This is a genomic window from Pseudomonas sp. NY11955, assembly GCF_048068035.1.
In the GTDB taxonomy this organism is placed as follows: Bacteria; Pseudomonadota; Gammaproteobacteria; order Pseudomonadales; family Pseudomonadaceae; genus Aquipseudomonas.
Genome location: NZ_JBLUPS010000004.1, coordinates 426,175 through 444,905 on the forward strand (window position 1 = coordinate 426,175; position 18,731 = coordinate 444,905).

An 18,731-nucleotide genomic window follows, 5' to 3' on the forward strand; every position below is an offset into this window, starting at 1 on the left:
CCTTCCTGTTGTGGTTACTTCCCCTTCACACCATCCGATATCGCCTCGCACGCCAGACCAGCTATTCGGCTTCGCTCAAGCGCTGCTGCGCAGCTGCCCGCCATTCGGTCAGACTCTTCAAGCAATCCCCCGAGCACCACGACGGCAGAGGTTCTTGCCTGGCGCTGCTGGGCAGCGATGGTGTCGCAGGTGGCTCGGTGGCCGGCGCGCAGTCTGGCGATTTCCCCGCGCAGGCCGCCAGCAGCAGACTCAGCAGCAGCGGCGCGGCCTTGGGCCAGTTCCAATTCTTGTCGTGCATTCTCGCCCTCCTCGTCCGCCACAGCTTGGCGGCGCTGTTCTTCGGCCCTGGCCTGGGCGGCAGCACGCCGGTCGCGCTCTGAAACCCCTAGGCGGTAGTCGGCAAGTTCGGCGCGTGCCGTTGCTGTCTCATCTTGAGCGACTACCACCCGGTAATGCTGGCCGCCGGCAACCAGTACCAGAGCGATCAGCCACCAGCACCAGGCCGGTACCGAGCCAAGCCATGTCATGCCAGCGTCCCGCCGAGCTTCTGCCACTGAGCCAGCAGCTTCTCTACCTTGTGCGGGTTTTGGTCGTAGTTGTTCCCGGGAAACGAGGCCCAAATGTTCGAGCACTTGGCGATGGCTTCAGCGATGCGACCGGCCTTGATGTCGTCCAGGGCCCGCCGCTCGCGGATCAGCTGGATTGCCCAGCGGTCCTGGCTCAAAGGCCCGAAGTCGGGAAGCCTCAACTGGTCGCGGTAATGCGCCCAGTCCTTGAGCATGAATTGATACCGTCCGCTTGCGTTGCTGGTCAGTCCCTTGGAATTGATTTTCTTGGACTTTCGCCCCTTAGCGAACGGGTGGTCGCTGAAGTCGCTGAAGGTTTCAGGCTTCATGTCGATACCGGTCACGATCACGTCGTAGCCATCCTGGCTTCCGATTCGATACGTGTCTTCCGAGAAGGCGATCAGGTCCAGAAACCGGAGCACGTTCGCGCCTCCGGCCTGGGTTTCGGTGAGTCTGGCCATGTTTTCTCCAGGCACAAAAAAGCCCGCACTAGGCGGGCGACTTTCATTCATTTCCTATCAGCTAACCTTCACGAAATCGGCATTCGGCAGTCCGTAGGCAAAGGTCGGGTGGCTGGCCTTGGTCATCTCAATGACTGAGTCGAGACTGGCAGGCTGCATTGCAGGCCCCTGCCACGATACTCCAGCTCGGTACTTGTAGCCTCCTTTCGCCGGGAACGCTTTTCCAGTCGGACTAAGGACCGCACCAAGATACCACTTGCCGTTTACCGATCCGCGCAAGAGTGGCTCGGTATCAGCCACGTGCTCGCTATTACCAGACGCATAGCTTTTGTCCATCCACATTGCCATTTGTCCGTTGGTGTCATCCTGAAGGACGATCGCCCATGCGTTCGGGAACGACGACTTCGCCCCTGAGTTGTTGTCGGCAAGCTGATACGAGCCGCGAGCAGTATTCGATCCGCCCAGGACGAGCTGGGTACCCCTGAAGCCTCCTGACAGCAACTGGAGGCCGTAGTCGGTCCTCACGGAGATGTTCTCCAGCGCTGTAACGTCGGCATCAACCTCCATGCAGGAAGGAGTAACGTTGACACTGAGGCTTTGCCGAAGGATGTATCGACCAAGGCTAGAAGTGTTGTAGCCCATAAGTTCATTGATGATCTGGAAGCGCACGCGCTCAGATCTTCCACTCTGTCCTTGAGCTATTGGCACCCCGTCCGCGAAGCACTTGAACAGGATGTTTCGCGCAGTCGGGTTACCGGTAGCGTCTCCGTTGGATCCGTGCGCCCCGCCGGTAAAGTTAATCGCCCCACCATCGCCATTTGCGTCAGCCGACACGCGCATAGGGGGGAACCAGTCGCTGTTGGTGGTGCTTAGAACTACCCATGCCGCCGTGCTGAGATCTGAGCCAGGCGCACCTTCCACAGAGATTAGGTTGGGTAGCTGGTTGACTCCATTTGGCCCGAAGCGAAGGCGGAAGCATCTCCCTTTGCTAACCCATGCCACCCGCAGGTTGTTTGAGCTATCCATTGACCATTCGAGCGGGATGCTTGTCGACTGTGCTGCAGGAGCGGCCAAGGTGTAGCGCTGCGGGTCGATGATGTAGCTATATCCAGCCTGCCCGGATATGTTCCCAGGAATTCGCGTGCCGAATGCAGGGAATGCCGTGGTGTCAACCGTAATTCGGAAGTGCATACCTGCAATTGATGGACTCTCGACTACTACGGTCTGAATTCCGGCTCGCGGAATGTCAGGTGTTGGGTCCGAGTAGTTTACGACGATGTTTGCCGGATTATTGGATGTTTCATACCCTAACGCATCGAATTCTTCGATTATCCAGCCATCCTGTTTAGAGTTTGGCAGAGGGTATCCGTTATTGAAGTAGGCGACTCGATATAGCTTCCCAGGCCTGGCACCGACAACCTGGAAGTCGAGCAGGCAGGCCATGAATAGCAACGGCTGAACACTTGTAACACCATTGCGCGCGCTTGATTTCTGAGGGTAGACGCGGTTCCGGTTCAGTGAAATAGAGTTTCCGATGCCCTTCAGCCCGATGTAGCATGATTGCTCAATGATCCACGAGTAACCTGCTGAACCTGAGTTGAGCGCGGAGACTGCCGTTCCGGCAGCAGGAAGGGCGGCTGCATCTATGGTGATGACGAACTGAATGTTAGGTCGAAGAGCCGGAACAATAGTGAATGTCTGCACCCCTCCAGTCCTAACAATGGGCGCCGGTGCGTTGTTGGCCGAGTGGATCGTAACCGCTACACCTGAGCTCGAATACGTACCCGCATCAAACTCCTCCAAAACGATTCCATGAGCGATATTGCCGCTCAGATTGGCCTCATTCTGGAAGTACGCAATTCTGTAGAGTTTTCCGTCTAGATACTGGGAATCCCCGACAACTTTTACTTCTAGAATCAATCTGTTCAATGTTGCGCTAGCAGTCGATGTAACGCCGCCCCTGTTCATTTGTTTAAGCGGAAATCCCTTCCCTCGGTTAATGGTCTGTGAGTCTGACAGCCAAGAAAGAAGGGAAGAGACCTCTACTGCGACTCCGGCGTCGTTCCGGTATCGGGTTTCAAACACATCGCCGGTTCCTGGAACCGAGAAAAAACGGTTGTTGGTTCCAGTGCCACTGGTTGCGGCCAGGCCAGCCGCTACCGTGGTGTAGGTCCCCATGCTTGCAAGGAACTCGGCGTAGATCTTTTTCAGGGTCGGCTTGGAGATGCCATTAATCACGACAAAATCTGCGTCGGATAGGAAAAGCGAGTTTGCGTTGGCCACAAGCTGCTGGAACAGCTGCAGAGATTCTGCGCCGGTCATAGGTTTCCTCTCATATCCCGGTAACCGGGCTGTGTTAATTCAGGCAGGTGGCGACTGGTCGTCGTAGGTATAAACGCGGACGTCATAGGGCATGCCCTTCATGGCGACGTTGCCGTTTGCGGGGTCAGAGCTGGTGATCAGGGTTGGGTATGCCCACCGTGATGCTGGGCCAAACAATAGATGCGGCGGCTCAAGCGGACCTTCGATCACTGGGGTGAAGCCCAACGCGTCCACGCGGACTACGTACTCGTTCACTTGGGTAGCGGTGAATGGCCCGGCCAGCGTGCCGTCAAGCTTGCGCACACCTACCAGATGCTCGCCGCCAGCCGTCCAGTTGAACGGCTCTGACGAGTGCAGGTAAGTGCCGAGATCAGTAACTTGGTAGTCGAGCAGAATCGAGCTCTGGCACCGCTTTGGCGCATCATCCGCAACAGCCGCAAAGCTCAAGTAGCCGCTGTTGCTGCCATCCATCTCGGTTTCCCAGGTGTAGATGTCGGTACGGAACTTCTGGTGTCCGCGTCGGCGCATGCCGAAACGCCAGGCCCTGGTCTTGTCGCTGAAGCCGGGCATCTTGATCTTCTCGACCTTCGTACCCAGATCCCCCGGCCAGCGGCACTCGACTGTTTCCCAGGACCAGGTTGTGCGCGACAAATACTCGACATCGACGCCATCAAAGTCATTGATCGACGGCATGGCGCCGCTGATCTTCAACATTTTGGTCATGTTCTGGGGCGAGTAGGTCTGGGTTTTAGGGCCGTAGCTCACGTCGAAGGCTGCCCGCGCGCTATCCCGGACCGGCCGAAGCAGGCCGCGGAACGTCACCAGCTCACCGAATCCGCACGCCAACGCGTTGTTCACCATGTCCTTCACGGTGATCGTGGCGTCTAGCGTCTCGTCGTAGGTGTCGCCACGAGCCACGCAGATTTCGTGGAAGGCCTGCCACTCAGGAAGATCCAGATCGTCGTCGGTGTAGCCGCGCTGCTTCAGCTGGTAAATGCACCATGGCACGATGTCGCGACTTGGCCCGGAGCCGCCAGCCATGAGAGGCAGGATGCGGGTTGCTTCTGCGCTCACCTGGCTTTCCGATTGCGCAGAAAGACGGTCACCACCGCGAATGTTGCAGGTAATGACTGTCAGGCCTGGGTAGCTCGTTGGCGAGTACTGCATCCGCCCGCGCAGGTCCGTCCATGTCGCGTCGTCTCGAGCCTCATCGTTGATTCGGCCAGGCCGGTCCTTGTACAGCTTGCGAACCCTGGCCTCGGCGCGCATCGCATAGGGAAGCGCGACGCGACCAGTAAAGCCCTGAGCGTCCAGGCTTCCACCCCAGTTCATCTGCTCAAGCACGGTCCACGCGCCTGCCACATCCATGTCGCGGTACTCGAAGACGTAGTAGGTCGGGATCTCGTAGATCTGCCCTTCCCGGCCAATGCCGCACAGGCCGTTGGCGTAGGTGACCGACCACTCCAGTTCGATGACTTTCTCGTTTTCCGGGCAGCAGGCAAATGGCCCGCGATATCCGCCCTGCAGGTTCGAAGCGTCCAGGGTGATCAGGCCGTTGACAGTCTGCATGGTGTTGAAGCCTGGCCAGCCTGCATCGGTAGCGCCTGATGAGGTCAGGCGCTCAACCTCCAGCAAGCTGGTGCTGAAGGCCGTGATCCTGTACCGCAATCCGCGAGGACCGATGGTTGCCAGGCCCTGGCCCAGCGCCAGGCCGACCACGGGCGAGCCGCCGTCATAGTTCAGCGTCATCTCGGCTGGCTGCTCAGGGATGGCACTGGTGGTTGCCGTGCCGGTTACGCCGGCCGGTGACGCCCCAAGAATGGTCGAGGCGCCTGTTGCGGTGACGGCCTGACCGGCGAACGGCGTCAGTTCAACGAAACGCAACCGCCCGCTGCTCTGCTGTGCCTGGAACGGAATGCCGCTGAGCAGCGTGTTGAGCGCGGACACCAGGCCAGCCAGGTCGGTTGTTGCCGTGTTAAGCGTGATCGGATAGGTGGACGAGCCGCGCACAAGGTTGAAACTCAGCGGCGTAACGTTGAAGTCGTAGCGCGTCGGCGCAGCCGAGCCGGTCAGCGTAGATGCGGTGCCCGGGTTGGCAGGGACCGCTGGACTGTATGGCGTGTAGCTGTTCACCACGTACAGGCCGGCGTTCGCCCCGGCGACTTCGATCAGCATGCCGGCCGTGGGGTTCAGCATATCCAGAGGCCCGCGCACGATGTCTCGACCCGCTCCGCCGTCGATGACGGTGTAGGTGTACGGCGCCAGCACGCGAACGATGATGCCGTTCGACCAGTCGGCCGGAAATTGGCCGGATCCAGTCGGAACGCTGATGGTGTCGCCGACGAATTGGTAGGCCGAAGCGGTGGCCGACCTGGTCAGATCGGTGGCCATGGTCAATTCCAAGCCGGCAGAGCCGCTGGAGCTTGCCCCGACTTCAGGCACGTTGAACCAGTTGATGTGAGCTGGATCTGCCGACAGGTCGGCACCTGGCGGGTAGACCGTGAACGTGGCGTCCGCGCCCAGGGAAATCAGCGGCGTTTCGCCTACCTTGACCTTGGCCAGCGGCACGTCGTATGCACCTTCGCCGATGTACAGCAGCATCTCTACACGCTGGTCGCGCGGCGCAAGGAAGGCGCGGCGCGGCTGACACAGGTAAGAGCCATAGACACGCTGATGGCCTGCAATCTGCCGAACCGGGTCGCCCAGTTTGACCTTGTTGCCTTTTGCGCTGGCACCCATCAGAGGGTCGCCCTGCTGGGTGCCGGCGCTCGATGGCATGCCCGGCATCTTGGGCATGATGGACTTCAACACCGCCTTGGCGCCCTTGAACAAGGCGAATGTGATGGAGAATGGGTCAGTGCCCTTGGGCTCGCGGTAGATCTGGAGCAGGTCGGACGGCTTGAACTTCACCTTGTGCCACAGGTGCTGCTCGATCACTTCGTCATTCAGCACAGCGCTGATTGGCGGGCTTTCCCGGCGCTCGTATGACGGGGCCTGGCTCTTCAGCCAAGCCTCAATGGTTATGCGGCGGTCGGTCTTCCAAGTGCCGAGCGGTGCAGTGTTACTCAGCTTGTTCGGGAAAAATTCGATCACGGTAGTACACCACCTTGGGTTGCGCGGCTTCGAACTCGCCAGTTGTGCGGAGGCAGGCGCCGCCGGGGTTTGTGTCCAGCACCTTCAGGCGCCCTTCGCTTTCCACCACCACGCCGACATGCAGGCAAAGCGCGCCGCGGAACACGGCGGCAATGGCGCCCGGTTCCGGCGCGCACTCTTCCATGCCCTGGCGTAGGTCGTGATAGGCCTCGGTGTTGGCCCTGAGCCTGTCCTTCCCCACAGCACCAAGACTGGGAAGCAGCGCCAGCCCGAACACCTGATGGCGCACGGCGATGCACAACCCCCAGCAATCGAAGGCAATAGGCCCCCGTGCACCCTCGCGATACGGGGCGCGCATGAATTTCTCGATCATGGTCAGATGTACTTCAGGCCAGGTGCCAGAGAGGTGGTCAGTACGGTACGCAGACCGTTGGTGTTCAGCAGGTCGAAGAAGCCCGCAGTGAGCTTGGTCACGTCGTCCTCATACTCCCGACTGAGCAGCGTCATGCGGTACCGCTCGCTCGGGAAGGACAGGTCTTCAGCCAGGTAGCGCCGGAAGGTGATGATGAAGCGCTTGTCGGCGGCCTTGGCCGCCTCCACCACCTCCTGCACCTCGCCGGTCACGTTGTCCAGGCCAAGCACCAGGTTCTGGAACGCGCTGTTGTCGTTCTTCGGCAGGGCAAGGTCCATGGCCATCGCGATGAAGGTGAGCGTCCGCCCGTCCTCGGTGGTGCACACTCGGTCTTCCCAACCAGAGCAGTAGAGGTGGGAGACGGTGCCGCCCTCCTCCCGCGCCTCAATGGTATCGACCAGCTCGCCCCGGCCGGATGCGTAGCACTCTTCGATCAGGCTCATCCGAAGTACCTCGTGTACCACTTGTCCAGGCTTCCTGACAGCTGGGTGTTGAACTGGTCCAGCGGCATACCAACCGAAACACCGATGTACTGGTCTTCGGTCAGTACAGGCCGCTCTTTGAGCTGCATCACCGCCGAGTACCGCCAGCGGCTGATCTGCGTCAGATCAGGCCCCTGGTAAATGCCCTTGAAGTGCGCGATGTAGGTCTTGAACCCGATCGGCGTCTGAAGTGGCATCTCGAACCAGTCAAAGCCGTTGTTGATGGCCCAGACGTACCAGCCTTCGAACTGCGCCGCCTCGGCCTCGCTGAAGTTGAAGTTGACCTTCACTTCAGTGGGCACGTACCGGTGCCTGATCCGGTACCGCGTGCGCCCAGTGGCCATCTGGGTGGCCCGCATCGGATCAACCGTGCTCAGCCCATAGCCCTCCTGCAGAGGAAGTGGCAATTCTGCCGGGTATTGAATCATTGCCATTCCTCGTTAGGTGCCCACGCGCTTGAGTCCGTAGGTGCTTTCAAGAGCCTGTGATCTCTCGCCACCTCCATAGATGTCAGCCACGAAGACCTCCACTTGGGCGCTGCCATCATCTCTGGTGCTTTGCTGAACAGTTCCTGCGCGAGACTGGTCTTGAACCAGGCTGACGTAGACGTTGGTGTTCTGCGACGTAGAAGTGCCAGCGCTGCTGCCAGTCGAAGATGACGACGAAGAGCGAGCTGCGGTGATCGGCGTCACGTTGCCGGTGCGCAGCGCCTCGACCGCGGACACTCCGCCGAAACGACGGATATCAGCCTGCGACCAGACGACCTCGCCTTTGTGCACCACGCCAGCCGGTTCGTACTTACCGCCCGCGCCGGTGTAGCCGCCTTCGGAAAAGCCCTTTAGCAGCGCGTATGCCGCGACGAGCGCGGTACCGCCCACGACAGCAGCCGCGCCGAACGTACCAATGGACGCCACAAGCGCTGCTGGAGCCCAAGAGGCCAGAGTTTCAGCGGCAGCTGCCAGGTTGGCGGTCAGGACGGTGCCGATCGACGACAGGCTACTAGCCGTCGTGACCGCGTCCGTGGTCAGCTTGGCAGTAGTCTTGACACCCTCCGCCGCCACCGTCTGGGTGGCTTCCGCCTGGATTCCAGCAAGCTTGAGCGCCTGCATCACCAAGAACCGCGCTGTGATGTCGGAAAACGCCGTCAGCATCGAGTTGGCAATGGTGCCCGCCAGGTTGCCGAAGGCATCGCCCAGGCTTTCCGTGCCCTTGATGATCCCCTGAATGCTGCCAGAGATCGACGAGGTGGTGTCGCCAAGGATCGACTCGGTAGCCGCCCGGGCCTGCTCGTTGTAGTTGGTGGTGATGTCGACGTAGTTCTGCCAGGACTCGGAAACCCCTATCAACCACTCTCCGCGCATCGCGTCCTGCGCGGCGTAATAGTTCTGCTGGTCGGCCATGCGAGTGGCAAGTGCCGCACGCAGGGCGTCAGTCTCACCCTTGTAGAGGTCGGTATCGGCTGTGGTCGGGTTGTCGATTCGGTTGTAGTCGCGAGTCAGCTTGTCCAGTTGCTTCTGATAGTCCTGGCGAATTTTCAGATCGTCCTGGAGCCGTCGTCGCAACCTGTCACTTTGCCCTGCCCCGGCCAGCTCTACCTCCTGGCCCTCGCGCGACAGCTCAAGCTGTGACTGCAGGTTCTCCCTGAACGCCTTCAGCTTGGCCTCGTTCTCCAATCGAGCCTGGGTGAGCTGGTTGGCCTTCTCAAGCTCAGCGTTCTGCTTCTGCTGGGCTAGGTTCAGCTCAGCCATCGCCAGAACCTGCTTCTGCGACGCGGTGAGGGTCTTTTGCTCCTTGAGGTTGGCGATCTCGGTTTCGAGCTCGATCAGCTTCTTGGCTTCGGTGCCGAGCTTCTGGGTCTGCTCTACCTCACCAGCGATAACCCGGCCCTGCTGCTGCAGAACGGCATAGCGCTGGCGGGCCTCGTCCAACATGCGCTGGCCGGCGTCTTCCCGATATTGCGGACCTTTTGGCTTGCGTGGATCTTTGTACTTCTCGTTGATCGCTGCAATGTCTTTGGCTTGTTGCTCGGCAGAGATCAGGAGCGAGTTGTCATTCTTGATCTTCGCCTCTGACACCCTGCGCTCTACGAGCAGGCGATACTCGGCTATCGCCTTTTCGCGTTTGGCGGCATTGTTTTCTGCATTTTCACGCAGTTTGTCCAAGGCGATTTGGTCGTCCAGTGCTTGTTTTTGCTGCTGCTGAGCTAGACCCTGGGCCATCGCGCGGCGGTCCTTCTCAGACTTCAGGATTAACAGCTGAGTCTTCTCAGCCTCCAAAGCCTGCTGACGGAAGGTGTCATCTGGAGTAAGGTTACTGATTGGATCAACCTTCCCTCCGCGTGGATTGCGCTGATTTCTGAGGTCTGCAGCCCTCGCTATAGAAGCAAGTTGCTCGTCCAGTGCTTTCAGCTGGTCATCCAACGTCTTTTCACGGCCCACGTTCAGCGCCGCATCCCAGGCCGCCTTGGCTGCTCCCGTCACTGCCTTCCAGCTGGCCTCGATGTATCCAAGGTTGTCCCGTACACCTTTCGAGGTCCGATTCAAGCCCTGCTCATACGCATCGTTCGCAAGCTCTGCGGCTGCCTGAGTTCTCCCCTGCTCCTGCAATGCCTTGATCTGCTCGTAGGTCGAGGCCGTCAGGAAGTTCATGGACTCATTGAGCTTCAGGATCTCGGCCACTGGATCTTTGGCGATCTTCTCGAAGTTCTTGACGGTCTCTTCTGCAGCCTGGCCGGTGGCTGACTCGAAGTCGATAGCCGCCCGGGTGATCGACTCAAATGAGGATGTAGGAATGCGTGTAGAGGCAGCCAGTTGGGCCAGCACAGCCGCTGCCTTACCTACAGTACCTCCGGTGGCAGAAACCTGCTGCGCCATTGTGGCGAGTTGCTCTGTGGTTGTGCCAGCCGTATTGCCAGTCAGGGCAAGGGAAGAATTGAAGGCAGTAGCCTCATCACTACCTTGCTTGTAAGCCAGCGCAAGAACCCCGGCCGCCGCAGCAGCGACTGTGAATGGGTTGACCAGGCCAAGAACATAGCTGCTCGTTGCCCTCGCGGCCTGACCCATCCCGCCAAAGGAGTCTTTAATTTGCGAGCCTTGCTGCAGGAAAACAGTCAGCGGCGCCTGCCCGCCTTGAAGGCTGATGAGGATGTCGGAGAACTGGGCAGGCAGCATTCGGAGCGCGGCGGCGTTCTGCTTGGCACTTATCCCGGTTTTCTTGAGGCCGTCATCAAAGCTGGTAAGCGCAGCGCGAGCTTGATCAATCTTACCCTGGTACTGTGCGAAGGTATCAGCATCAAGGGCACCGATCTTCTTCTGCTTCGCCAGTTTGCGCTCCTGCTCATCCAGGCGGTTGAGTGCTCGCGTGGTTGGGTCAATAGCGGCGAGAAGATCGTTCAGACTCTCGGTCTGTGCCTCAGTGGTAACCTTTACCTGCCGATTGGCTACTGCAACCTTCTGGGTCGACTCAGCCAGACGTCCTTGATTAGCCGCGAGGACCATGTTTCCGGACAGGAGGCCCTGCTCTGCCTCCGAGAGGCCAGTGGCAACGCTAGCCAGGTTTCGCTGCTCTTGTGCAGCCTTCACCGAGGCTTCGGCAATCGCCAGAATTCGGGTTCTGGCTTGCTCCGCCGTTTCACCCACAACCTTTTGGGCATTCGACACACCGGCAAGCGAGTTCAGAGAATCCTGCAGCTTTCGGCTGTAGGCATCAAAGGTGGCCGAGTTGATCTGCCCAGAGTCACGGGCCTGGGCCAAGGCTGCTTCTTGGGCGGCTAGGTCGTTCAGCTTCTTGGTGAGCGGGTCGATCTTGCCAAGCAGGCTGTCCAGTTCCTTTCTTTGGCTGGCGGCTGCCTTCGCTGCCGCATCAGCGCTTTTTGCTGCTGACTCAGTTGCTGCCGACGCTTTGTCATTCGCGGCCTGCACCTTAGCCAAGGCCATAGCCAGGTTGGCGTAGTCAGAGCCAGACTTGCGAAGCGTGGAATTGGCTCGCACGCCCACCTGCTCCAGAGCCTCGAGAGCCGCCCTGACGCTGTTAACCTGCTGCTCTGCGCTTCTTCCGTCAACTTCAAGCTCGAGGCGGGATTTTAGCGCCATAGCTTTCTCCGGGCGTAAAAAAACCCGCACTAGGCGGGTTTGTATGGTGTTCAGGAATCACTTCAGGATCCGGGACTTTTCCTTCTCGAACTCTGCTTCGCTGATGTGCCCTCTCTCCTTGAGATCTGCGAGCTTTTCGAGTTCTGAGGCCTTCCCATTCGAATTTTCAGAGCTGCTATTCAGAGATGATGCGGACCAGATAACCGCCGCAACCCATCCGAGGAAGGTCCATCCCAGGAAGAGATTGAGGGCAAATATCCCTCCGCGACTTGGGTGGTTCCTGCTCTTGGCGTTGATCGTCGGCAGGAAATACAGAACCACTCCAATGAACAGGAGCATCAGAGAACCTTCGGTACCTATGTCGTCAAGCATCCATTCCCACCCAGAATTTCACGATTTTTCAGGAATTACGGCAGTATACCGCTCTCGTCAGCCCTGCGCTTTAGGTGCATGCAGTGCTTGCCATATCTCTCCGCCAGGGCGAAGTTGTTTTGCGACCCTGTCTCTCGCAGCGGGTCGCAATGCCTCAACCTCGAACTTCATCATCTCCTCGATAGACTGGCTGGGTGCGACAGAACTACCAGTTACTACTGCCGCAATCCTAACGTTTACGGCGGTCTGCTCTTCGCCGCGCTCCAGCCAGTCTGAGGCCGGGCTGTCAGCATTGAGGTCCCTGTAGAACCAGTCTCCCACCAGCTCGTTGATCTTTCTGAGTAGCTCTTCTCTATCGTAATTCACGTGGCCTCCTTTTCTGATGGAGGCAATTTACCACTCGCCAACGTGCACGTGTACGACTACGTCAGCTTCGACAACCCCGCAGCCTCTTCAAGGCGCGACAGCCGGCGCTCAAGCAGCTCATCTGCCTTGCGCTTCTCCTCGATCATCGCTTCAGGCGAAAGCGGGGTATCGCCTCGTGTCAAATCTTGCTCACCCTGCTCCTGTTGCTCTGCCATGTTGTTGCCCCTGTTTTCTTGAAGCGCCTTAGGCGCGCCGGCCTGGATGGAATTCCAGTAGCCGCGAACCTGGGCACCGTAGTAGCGTTTCGCCTCCAACTACCCGCTCCGGTCCACTGCCGGCAAGCCCATGGACCGGGGCAACATCGACCAGGAGGTCGCATGAGCTACGAACGAGAGATGCATCGCTTCATTGAGCAACAGCAGAAGTACATTCAAGAGCTAGCTAACACCGTTGAGACTATGGCCTGCTTGACTCGAGGACTGCTCAAGGCTGTGCATGAGTCGTCAGGGGACAGCGGCGTTGATGCAGTCCTCGACACGGCACTGGCAGCAGCAAGCGGTATGCGCTGGAGCGGCGAAGCCAGAGCTAACAAGGTTCTGATCAAGCAGCTTTGCGACGAGGCTAAATCCGCTAGATAATCGGATTCAATCCGAGCGCTTCTTCGAGGCGCGTGAGCCGGCGCTCTAATAGGTCGGCCTCATCACTCGCGAGCTTCTTCAACTCCTCGAGCGTTTTTACTGGCTTACCATCCGGCTGCTCTTCAATTTCTTCCAGATTTTGCATGCTCATCTCCTAATTTTCGTCCTCTCCCACCAGCGCGACCTCATCCAGGGCGAATATCACCTCGTCTACGAGCCGCCTAGGCAAGGGCAGCGGGTGCACCTCAAGCCAGTCAGTGATCTCCCGCGCAGATAGCCTCAGCGGCTGCACTGCTGCTGCACCGACCAGGTAGCGCCGGCCGCGTGCCGCATTTCGGAACGCGTTCAGCAGGCTGCCGGTGATCACATCCAGTTCCGGCTCATCCGGAACCGCGATGCGCAGCTTCTGGTAGATCAGGCTTCGTTTTGCGGTTCGATGGCCCCATTCCCGCTCCCATTCGAAGCGGGCGACAGCTTTCCCTTGATCTCGTCCTGCTCAGCCCGGTTGTCGGCGGCAATGGCCGCGGCGCGGCGCAGGACGAAATAGAAGAAGTCAGCATCACCGCACAGCATCTCGGTGCAGGTGTTCTCGCTGTAGGCCAGCGGCTTGCCGTTCTCGTCCTGGGCGCCTTGCCAGTCCTTGACGATGAAGGACGCCAGGAGCAGGCAGTGGTTATCGTGCTCGGTCTTTTCGCCCTCGATCACGCCCACCGCCTCCTGGCCGAACTGGGCATCGTTGCGGGCCAAGCGGCGGCGCATGCGCTCCAGGGCGATCTGGTACTGCTGGTTGTCCAGCGGCATCAGCAGAATCTTGGTATCGGCATCGAACTCTTCCCAGCGCGCCTCAGCGTTCTTGCTGGTGTCGATCTTTTTCAGCTTGAGAGCCATGAATCATCCTCACGCCACGCCATAAAAAGGGCCGGCCCGGGCGGCGTTATCCCGGGGCGGCCAAAGGTGATTCTGGTTACGCGGTGACCGTGATCGCCGAGGTGGCGGTCTTGGTTGGGTCCGACACGCTGGTGGCGGTGATGACTGCCGAGCCAGCAGCAACGCCGGTGACCAGGCCGGACGAGTTGACCGTGGCGATCGAAGGCGCCGAGCTGCTCCAGGTGACGTTCTGGGCGGCGCCAGAAGGCAGCGCAGATGCGGTCAGCTGCCGGGTGGCAGCCACGGCAATCGAGGCCGTGGTCGGGGTTACGGACACGCTAGACACCGGAACGAACGGCACGCGGGTAATGGTCGGGGCCTGCTTGGCTACGGTGTAGTTCAGTGTGACCTCGATCAGGTCGCGCTTGCCGCCATTCGGCAGGTCGCCATCCACCTCAAGGGCCGGGAACGACAGGTCATAGCGGTTGCCCAGGCTGTCAGTGATCGGGAATGCGAGCGCAATGGTTTTCCGGCTGAAGGTGTTCTTCCAGATCTGCCAGGCGCGGTTCGACCAAGCAAGAGTGACGGTGCCAGTGATGGCCGCCTCGGTCGCGATCTGGGCGCCAGGGCCGAGCTTGCCGTTACCAATGCAGCGTTGAGCCTGAAGGCTGTTGTCCAGGTTGATGGTCAAGGCCGATACGCAAGCCACACCTTCCAGGCTTTGCCCGTCGACAGTGATGGTGCCCACGTTCAGGTTCGACATGAACGGGGTGGTGGTCGGCGGGGTGATAGTCGAAACGGTGTTGGTGTCACCGTCGGCGTAGTCCAGGCCGGCCATGGTGAAGGTAGCAGTGATTTTCCCGTCGGACGGGATATCCAGAGCGAAGACCGACGCATGCATGCCCTTGAACAGGGTATACACGCTCACGTCGTTGAAGTTCTTCGCGATGGTGAAGGTGCGGCGAGTGCTGCCTACGGTCAGGACATCGCTAGACCAGGTGCCGTAGAAGGCGGCTTCCAGCAGCTTGTCGAAGGATCCGTAGGACAGCTCACCCACCAGGTCGCCCTGAATGTCGGCGCTGGAGACCACCGAGCCCTGGCTGATGCGGGAGTCGGTGATCTCGTCGCTGACCTGGGTATTCACGGTCGGCGACAGGGTGTTGCTGGTCAGGCGCAGGGTATCCCAGGCGCCGGTGGTTGGGGTGATGCCCGGGGTAACCTCGGGAATCAGGTAACTGGTGACTTGTGCGCCAGACGACATGCGAATGTCTCCTTTCTGCGGGCATAAAAAACCCGCTCAAGGCGGGCAGGATCAGGGTCTTGCAGGTCAGCCGGCGCGGAACCGGACGTTCACGTTGATCTGGTAGTAGTCTTCGAAGTCGCCGACAACCTGCTGGGCGACCTCCATGCATTCGATATGGCCTGACTGCCAGGCCTGGAAGTGGTCCGAAAGTGCGTCGGCGAGCATGTTCAGGGCTGACAGCCCGGTGGATCGCCGGCAGAAGCACTGGATGACCACCTGCCCTGGCCTCCGATAGCCCGGCTTGTCAGCCATGCCGCAGAAGAACGGCGTGGCGTACTGGATTTCGAAGGCACACCAGACGCCTTCCGCGGGAGGCTTAAATATTCCTCCACCTGGCTGCTGTGCGTTCGCATACTCAATCCTCGCCTGCTCGATGCCGGCGAACGACGCCATCCGGGCAGTGAGCGTCTTGCGGACTGTCTCGAAGGGTACGGTCATGTCCATTTCTCTGTCACAGCGATGAAGGAAATCCCGTACACGCCCTTTGGCGCCATGCGACTGTACCCGTCGGGCGTGATCTTGACGCTAGGGCCGCTCGGGTAGCCTCCGAACTCGATGACCTCGCCGTACGCGCTGTTATTCTGTACGAAGACCGTGCTGAAAGGTTTCAAATCTGTCAGCGCAGCACGGGCCGCGCTTCGGGTCTCGGTGCCGAGGATGTCCAGCTTGGTGTTGACGCTGTAGTCCTCGGAGCCTATCGAAACAATGTTGTCGGCCATGTAGTTGCCGCTGTCGATCGGCGCGTGGATCGTGATCTCCTGAACCAGGTCGATGACGATGTTGCGCTGCATCTCTACCAGGTCTTGCTCTACCTGATCCGCGAACAGCACCGGCGACAGCGACCATCCGGCCATCACGACCTCCTGAGCTGCAGGCGGTAGGTGGCCGATGCTGGGTCAGCCCGGGCGGTCTTGACTTCGTAGGTGAGCTGCTTCGCACGATCCATCAGGTCAGGCGCGGTTACCTTGTGACCAACATCAGGCACATCGGTTATCTCATTGGCGAGGACCGTCAGGCGAAGATCGCCGACCAAGATGTTGATGTTGTCGATCCGCCGATCCTCGTAGCGAGACAGCACGCCACGGCCCGTATACATCATTGGCTGCGCCGTGCTGACCTCCTCGACCGGATCCCAATCGCCAGGCCCCATATACTCGCCCGTGAAGTTCACGACCGCATCAGCCAAGTCCGTGTTGAAAGCTTCAGCCAGGTCAGCCTGCAGTTCATCGCGAAGTCCCATATCAACCCCTCACGATCTTGGTCTGGCCGCTGCTGTTCAGGTAATGCGCCAGCAGCGCTAGGGCGAACGATTCGCCAGCGCTGATGGTGCGGGAGGATTCCGAGTAGGTTTTGCTGCTGGAAACCCCGTCAGCGTTGACCGACTTGCTCAGCACGCCGGTTTCCTTGCTGCCGTAGATGTTGCCAGCCGCAGCCTCTCTGGCGATCTCGGCGCCGGCCTGAATCACGTCATCCGGTACCGGGTCGAACTCAGGCAGGCCGAGATTGGTGAGCCAGGTGTTGGCCATCAGCACCGCCCGGGCCTTCTGGTCGTCGGGCGCCCAGGTCGGCCCAAGCAGGGCGTCTACCTGCTCGACGGTGATGTAGATGGTCATTACTTGGCCTCGATCAGCTTCTGCAGGTCTTCCAGGCTGGCATCAGCGCTGAACTCGATGCCTTTGGCTTTCAGGGCATCCTGCAGATCTGCTTTCTGCTTGGCTTGCTCTTCGGCCTTCAGCTTGGCCTCAGCAGCTGCCTTCTTGGCATCAGCCTTGCTCACCTTGGCCTCCTTCGAAGGCTCTGGATGCTCATAGCCTTCTGGCGCGAACTTGGCGTCGATGATCTTGTAGCCCTTCTGGCGCAGGTATTCCTTGCGCTCAGCGGTGACCGGGTGTTGCTCGTAGACGATTTTCTCGGGCATGACTGCCTCCTTGGAAAGCGCCCCGCAGGGCGCTGGACCGATCACTTGTCAGCGTCACCGATGGTGAGAACGCCTGCCGATGCTTTGATGCTGTTCGCCACCAGATCCCAGTTGGTCCCGGTCGCCAGCTCGGCGTTGGTCGGGGACTTGCCACCGTTGGTGGTATCCCAGGTGAAGCCCTTGAGGCCCAGACCGAAGGTGTAGTCGGCCTGCATGGTGGTTTCGATACGCTCCTTGCCGTTGGAGGTCTCGATGTTGGTGATCAGATCGGAGCCATCCATCACCACCGCTGCGCCATCGGTCAGGCTCAGCACTTTCTGCTTGTCCGGGGTGCCGGCTTCGGACAGGGCCGGCGAGTCGGTGACGATCACCGCCTTGCCGAGGATGTCGACCACCTGGACGCCGGTGAAGGTGAACAGACGCTCGGCGTTGACCAGGTTCTGGCCAATCAGCTTGTGGTACATCGCGCCGTTCATGACCTGGGCCACCAGGCGCTGCGAGGCATCACCGAACAGGGCGTGGGCGTTGTTGATCGCGCCGTAGCTGACACCGGCGGTAGCCGACACGTCGTTGGTTGCGCCAGGCTGGTTGCCGATGGCAGCCACGAGGGCAGCGATGGCGGTGTTCAGCTGGTCGGCCATGATCGACTCGGACAGGTTGCGGCTGATCACTTCCAGCGCTTCTTCCGGGTTCTTCTGCACCCACGACAGCTGCGACGGCTCCCAGATGATCGGACCGAAGCCGCCGGCGATCTTCACGGAGTCGTACTGCTTCTGGGACAGCGGGGTCGATGCCTGCGCGCCGTTGGCTGCATAGCGATCAACGCGGCGCTGGGCACCATGCAGGCCAGCCCAGAACGACTCTTGCAGGAAGTCGCCGTCGATGCCCTGGGTGGTGAGGCGAATCGCGCCACGGGACGAGGCGTTGAACTTCTCAACGTCCTGAGCCAGCGTCTCGATGGTGGTGCGCTTGAGGTATTCGTTGAACACCTTCATGTTCGAAAGAGACATATCGTTTCCTTATGCGTCTGCGGTCATGGCCTTGATGGCTTCCAGGCGCGATGCCTTGTCGCCGCCAAGGCTTCCCTTGGCTGGCGGCCTGTGACCATTGTTCGGATTTGCCCCGGTGCCTTGAGCACCAGAGCCTTTGAGGATGTGATCGCGGTGCGGGTACTGCGAGACGAGGGTTTCAAGCGCTTCGTTAAAGTCGGCCAGCTCACCAGGGCGGGATCGGCTAAAGATCTTCTGGCCCTGGGCGTCGTAGGCGACGACCTTGCCTTCCTCGATCTTGAAGCTGTTGCCGAAGGTGGCCTGCACCATGTCGGCCGGAACAGCCATCTTCTCGGCGATGTACTGCGAGCGGGCGAAGCTTCCGCCGATCTTCTCGGCGTACAGTTGCTGCTCGAAGGTCTGCGCCTTGCCGTTGGCTTCATCCAGCTGGGTCTGGAAGGCTTTGCTGATTTCGCCCTTCACCTTCTCGATCTCGCCGGCATCCACCAGCTTCTTGGCGTCGAGGTTGGCGACGATTTCCAAGGCCTTGCGCGCGGCTGCAGCGTCTTCGATGCCCTCGAAGGCCTTGGCGGTCTTCTCGAATCCATCGGCACGCTCTCGATGCGACTTGGCCTCGGCGTTCAGGCGGGTGATGGTGCTTCGGGTGCCTGCTGCGTCGAAGGCGACTTCTTTGCCGTCGTCTTCCACATAGACCGGTTTCCCGTCCTCGATCACCGCATACTGCTTGCCATCCACTTCAACAGTCTTGAGTTTCATGTCGTCTCTCTGGGCCATCCGGCCGTTGTCGGGTCATCCGACCCAGTTGCGCCCCGTCCATCCGAACCGCAGGC

23 protein-coding genes are annotated in these 18,731 nt (G+C 59.9%); 1 reads left to right on the plus strand and 22 read right to left on the minus strand.

The window, feature by feature from the left end; genetic code table 11:
• Positions 1-14: 14 nt before the first annotated feature.
• The 11 genes from ACNFBR_RS10570 to ACNFBR_RS10620 are packed head-to-tail and all read right to left on the minus strand — an operon-like array spanning position 15 to position 12,479.
• On the minus strand, positions 15-527 hold the full coding sequence (locus ACNFBR_RS10570) for a DUF2514 family protein (RefSeq protein ID WP_416734877.1): 513 nt from the start codon (positions 525-527) through the stop codon (positions 15-17).
• A complete protein-coding gene (locus ACNFBR_RS10575; RefSeq protein WP_416734878.1) occupies positions 524-1,027 on the minus strand; it encodes a glycoside hydrolase family 104 protein in 504 nt (167 codons plus the stop codon). The genes ACNFBR_RS10570 and ACNFBR_RS10575 overlap by 4 nt, the downstream gene beginning before the upstream one ends.
• A gap of 57 nt (positions 1,028-1,084) precedes the next feature.
• The gene (locus tag ACNFBR_RS10580) at positions 1,085-3,349 is read right to left on the minus strand and encodes a hypothetical protein (RefSeq protein ID WP_416734879.1); all 2,265 of its coding nucleotides are present in this window, start codon (positions 3,347-3,349) and stop codon (positions 1,085-1,087) included.
• 39 nt (positions 3,350-3,388) lie between these two features.
• Entirely contained in the window at positions 3,389-6,442 is a 3,054-nt protein-coding gene (locus tag ACNFBR_RS10585) for a host specificity factor TipJ family phage tail protein (protein ID WP_416734880.1), read from the minus strand.
• A complete protein-coding gene (locus ACNFBR_RS10590) occupies positions 6,411-6,815 on the minus strand; it encodes a hypothetical protein (protein WP_416734881.1) in 405 nt (134 codons plus the stop codon). The genes ACNFBR_RS10585 and ACNFBR_RS10590 overlap by 32 nt, the downstream gene beginning before the upstream one ends.
• Positions 6,816-6,817: 2 nt before the next feature.
• Entirely contained in the window at positions 6,818-7,297 is a 480-nt protein-coding gene (locus tag ACNFBR_RS10595; RefSeq protein ID WP_416734882.1) for a DUF1833 family protein, read from the minus strand.
• On the minus strand, positions 7,294-7,764 hold the full coding sequence (locus tag ACNFBR_RS10600; RefSeq protein ID WP_416734883.1) for a transposase: 471 nt from the start codon (positions 7,762-7,764) through the stop codon (positions 7,294-7,296). The genes ACNFBR_RS10595 and ACNFBR_RS10600 overlap by 4 nt, the downstream gene beginning before the upstream one ends.
• A gap of 12 nt (positions 7,765-7,776) precedes the next feature.
• Positions 7,777-11,427 carry a phage tail length tape measure family protein gene (locus tag ACNFBR_RS10605; protein ID WP_416734884.1) on the minus strand — a complete coding sequence of 1,217 codons (3,651 nt, stop codon included), beginning with the start codon at positions 11,425-11,427 and terminating at the stop codon, positions 7,777-7,779.
• Between the two features lie 57 nt (positions 11,428-11,484).
• The gene (locus ACNFBR_RS10610) at positions 11,485-11,799 is read right to left on the minus strand and encodes a superinfection immunity protein (RefSeq protein WP_416734885.1); all 315 of its coding nucleotides are present in this window, start codon (positions 11,797-11,799) and stop codon (positions 11,485-11,487) included.
• 57 nt (positions 11,800-11,856) lie between these two features.
• Entirely contained in the window at positions 11,857-12,165 is a 309-nt protein-coding gene (locus ACNFBR_RS10615) for a hypothetical protein (RefSeq protein WP_416734886.1), read from the minus strand.
• Between the two features lie 56 nt (positions 12,166-12,221).
• Positions 12,222-12,479: a hypothetical protein gene (locus ACNFBR_RS10620; protein ID WP_416734887.1), complete on the minus strand. Its 258-nt coding sequence runs from the start codon at positions 12,477-12,479 to the stop codon at positions 12,222-12,224.
• 63 nt (positions 12,480-12,542) lie between these two features.
• Between ACNFBR_RS10620 and ACNFBR_RS10625 the strand changes: the two genes are divergently transcribed.
• The gene (locus ACNFBR_RS10625) at positions 12,543-12,803 is read left to right on the plus strand and encodes a hypothetical protein (protein ID WP_416734888.1); all 261 of its coding nucleotides are present in this window, start codon (positions 12,543-12,545) and stop codon (positions 12,801-12,803) included.
• Here the strand turns inward: ACNFBR_RS10625 and ACNFBR_RS10630 are convergent.
• The 11 genes from ACNFBR_RS10630 to ACNFBR_RS10680 all read right to left on the minus strand — a co-directional run bounded on the left by ACNFBR_RS10630 (position 12,796) and on the right by ACNFBR_RS10680 (position 18,657).
• Positions 12,796-12,948 carry a hypothetical protein gene (locus ACNFBR_RS10630; protein ID WP_416734889.1) on the minus strand — a complete coding sequence of 51 codons (153 nt, stop codon included), beginning with the start codon at positions 12,946-12,948 and terminating at the stop codon, positions 12,796-12,798. The two genes, ACNFBR_RS10625 and ACNFBR_RS10630, sit on opposite strands and share 8 nt — an antisense overlap.
• A gap of 9 nt (positions 12,949-12,957) precedes the next feature.
• Positions 12,958-13,170, minus strand: a complete 213-nt coding sequence (locus ACNFBR_RS10635) for a hypothetical protein (RefSeq protein WP_416734890.1) — start codon at positions 13,168-13,170, stop codon at positions 12,958-12,960.
• Positions 13,171-13,217: 47 nt separating this feature from the next.
• A complete protein-coding gene (locus ACNFBR_RS10640) occupies positions 13,218-13,691 on the minus strand; it encodes a hypothetical protein (protein WP_416734891.1) in 474 nt (157 codons plus the stop codon).
• A 76-nt stretch (positions 13,692-13,767) separates the two neighbouring features.
• Positions 13,768-14,931, minus strand: a complete 1,164-nt coding sequence (locus tag ACNFBR_RS10645) for a phage tail tube protein (RefSeq protein ID WP_416734892.1) — start codon at positions 14,929-14,931, stop codon at positions 13,768-13,770.
• 66 nt (positions 14,932-14,997) lie between these two features.
• Positions 14,998-15,411 carry a hypothetical protein gene (locus ACNFBR_RS10650; RefSeq protein ID WP_416734893.1) on the minus strand — a complete coding sequence of 138 codons (414 nt, stop codon included), beginning with the start codon at positions 15,409-15,411 and terminating at the stop codon, positions 14,998-15,000.
• Positions 15,408-15,827 (minus strand): HK97 gp10 family phage protein, encoded by a 420-nt coding sequence (locus ACNFBR_RS10655; RefSeq protein WP_416734894.1) that lies wholly within the window; start codon positions 15,825-15,827, stop codon positions 15,408-15,410. Before ACNFBR_RS10655 ends, ACNFBR_RS10650 begins: the two co-directional genes overlap by 4 nt.
• Positions 15,827-16,213 carry a glutamate 5-kinase gene (locus ACNFBR_RS10660; protein ID WP_416734895.1) on the minus strand — a complete coding sequence of 129 codons (387 nt, stop codon included), beginning with the start codon at positions 16,211-16,213 and terminating at the stop codon, positions 15,827-15,829. Before ACNFBR_RS10660 ends, ACNFBR_RS10655 begins: the two co-directional genes overlap by 1 nt.
• Before the next feature lies 1 nt (position 16,214).
• Positions 16,215-16,586: a hypothetical protein gene (locus tag ACNFBR_RS10665; protein ID WP_247282990.1), complete on the minus strand. Its 372-nt coding sequence runs from the start codon at positions 16,584-16,586 to the stop codon at positions 16,215-16,217.
• Entirely contained in the window at positions 16,586-16,891 is a 306-nt protein-coding gene (locus ACNFBR_RS10670; RefSeq protein ID WP_416734896.1) for a hypothetical protein, read from the minus strand. Before ACNFBR_RS10670 ends, ACNFBR_RS10665 begins: the two co-directional genes overlap by 1 nt.
• Positions 16,892-16,932: 41 nt before the next feature.
• Complete coding sequence (locus ACNFBR_RS10675) at positions 16,933-17,901, minus strand: major capsid protein (RefSeq protein ID WP_416734897.1); 969 nt, start codon at positions 17,899-17,901, stop codon at positions 16,933-16,935.
• 9 nt (positions 17,902-17,910) lie between these two features.
• A complete protein-coding gene (locus tag ACNFBR_RS10680) occupies positions 17,911-18,657 on the minus strand; it encodes a DUF6651 domain-containing protein (protein ID WP_416734898.1) in 747 nt (248 codons plus the stop codon).
• Positions 18,658-18,731 lie beyond the last annotated feature (74 nt).

What these genes read in the sequence shown, in the direction of transcription:
- ACNFBR_RS10570 (WP_416734877.1), bottom strand. Translation starts at nt 527, where the DNA reads ATGACATGGCTTGGCTCGGTACCGGCCTGGTGCTGGTGGCTGATCGCT.
- ACNFBR_RS10575 (WP_416734878.1), bottom strand. Translation starts at nt 1,027, where the DNA reads ATGGCCAGACTCACCGAAACCCAGGCCGGAGGCGCGAACGTGCTCCGG.
- ACNFBR_RS10580 (WP_416734879.1), bottom strand. Translation starts at nt 3,349, where the DNA reads ATGACCGGCGCAGAATCTCTGCAGCTGTTCCAGCAGCTTGTGGCCAAC.
- ACNFBR_RS10590 (WP_416734881.1), bottom strand. Translation starts at nt 6,815, where the DNA reads ATGATCGAGAAATTCATGCGCGCCCCGTATCGCGAGGGTGCACGGGGG.
- ACNFBR_RS10595 (WP_416734882.1), bottom strand. Translation starts at nt 7,297, where the DNA reads ATGAGCCTGATCGAAGAGTGCTACGCATCCGGCCGGGGCGAGCTGGTC.
- ACNFBR_RS10600 (WP_416734883.1), bottom strand. Translation starts at nt 7,764, where the DNA reads ATGATTCAATACCCGGCAGAATTGCCACTTCCTCTGCAGGAGGGCTAT.
- ACNFBR_RS10605 (WP_416734884.1), bottom strand. Translation starts at nt 11,427, where the DNA reads ATGGCGCTAAAATCCCGCCTCGAGCTTGAAGTTGACGGAAGAAGCGCA.
- ACNFBR_RS10610 (WP_416734885.1), bottom strand. Translation starts at nt 11,799, where the DNA reads ATGCTTGACGACATAGGTACCGAAGGTTCTCTGATGCTCCTGTTCATT.
- ACNFBR_RS10625 (WP_416734888.1), top strand. Translation starts at nt 12,543, where the DNA reads ATGAGCTACGAACGAGAGATGCATCGCTTCATTGAGCAACAGCAGAAG.
- ACNFBR_RS10630 (WP_416734889.1), bottom strand. Translation starts at nt 12,948, where the DNA reads ATGCAAAATCTGGAAGAAATTGAAGAGCAGCCGGATGGTAAGCCAGTA.
- ACNFBR_RS10640 (WP_416734891.1), bottom strand. Translation starts at nt 13,691, where the DNA reads ATGGCTCTCAAGCTGAAAAAGATCGACACCAGCAAGAACGCTGAGGCG.
- ACNFBR_RS10645 (WP_416734892.1), bottom strand. Translation starts at nt 14,931, where the DNA reads ATGTCGTCTGGCGCACAAGTCACCAGTTACCTGATTCCCGAGGTTACC.
- ACNFBR_RS10650 (WP_416734893.1), bottom strand. Translation starts at nt 15,411, where the DNA reads ATGACCGTACCCTTCGAGACAGTCCGCAAGACGCTCACTGCCCGGATG.
- ACNFBR_RS10655 (WP_416734894.1), bottom strand. Translation starts at nt 15,827, where the DNA reads ATGGCCGGATGGTCGCTGTCGCCGGTGCTGTTCGCGGATCAGGTAGAG.
- ACNFBR_RS10660 (WP_416734895.1), bottom strand. Translation starts at nt 16,213, where the DNA reads ATGGGACTTCGCGATGAACTGCAGGCTGACCTGGCTGAAGCTTTCAAC.
- ACNFBR_RS10665 (WP_247282990.1), bottom strand. Translation starts at nt 16,586, where the DNA reads ATGACCATCTACATCACCGTCGAGCAGGTAGACGCCCTGCTTGGGCCG.
- ACNFBR_RS10670 (WP_416734896.1), bottom strand. Translation starts at nt 16,891, where the DNA reads ATGCCCGAGAAAATCGTCTACGAGCAACACCCGGTCACCGCTGAGCGC.
- ACNFBR_RS10675 (WP_416734897.1), bottom strand. Translation starts at nt 17,901, where the DNA reads ATGTCTCTTTCGAACATGAAGGTGTTCAACGAATACCTCAAGCGCACC.
- ACNFBR_RS10680 (WP_416734898.1), bottom strand. Translation starts at nt 18,657, where the DNA reads ATGAAACTCAAGACTGTTGAAGTGGATGGCAAGCAGTATGCGGTGATC.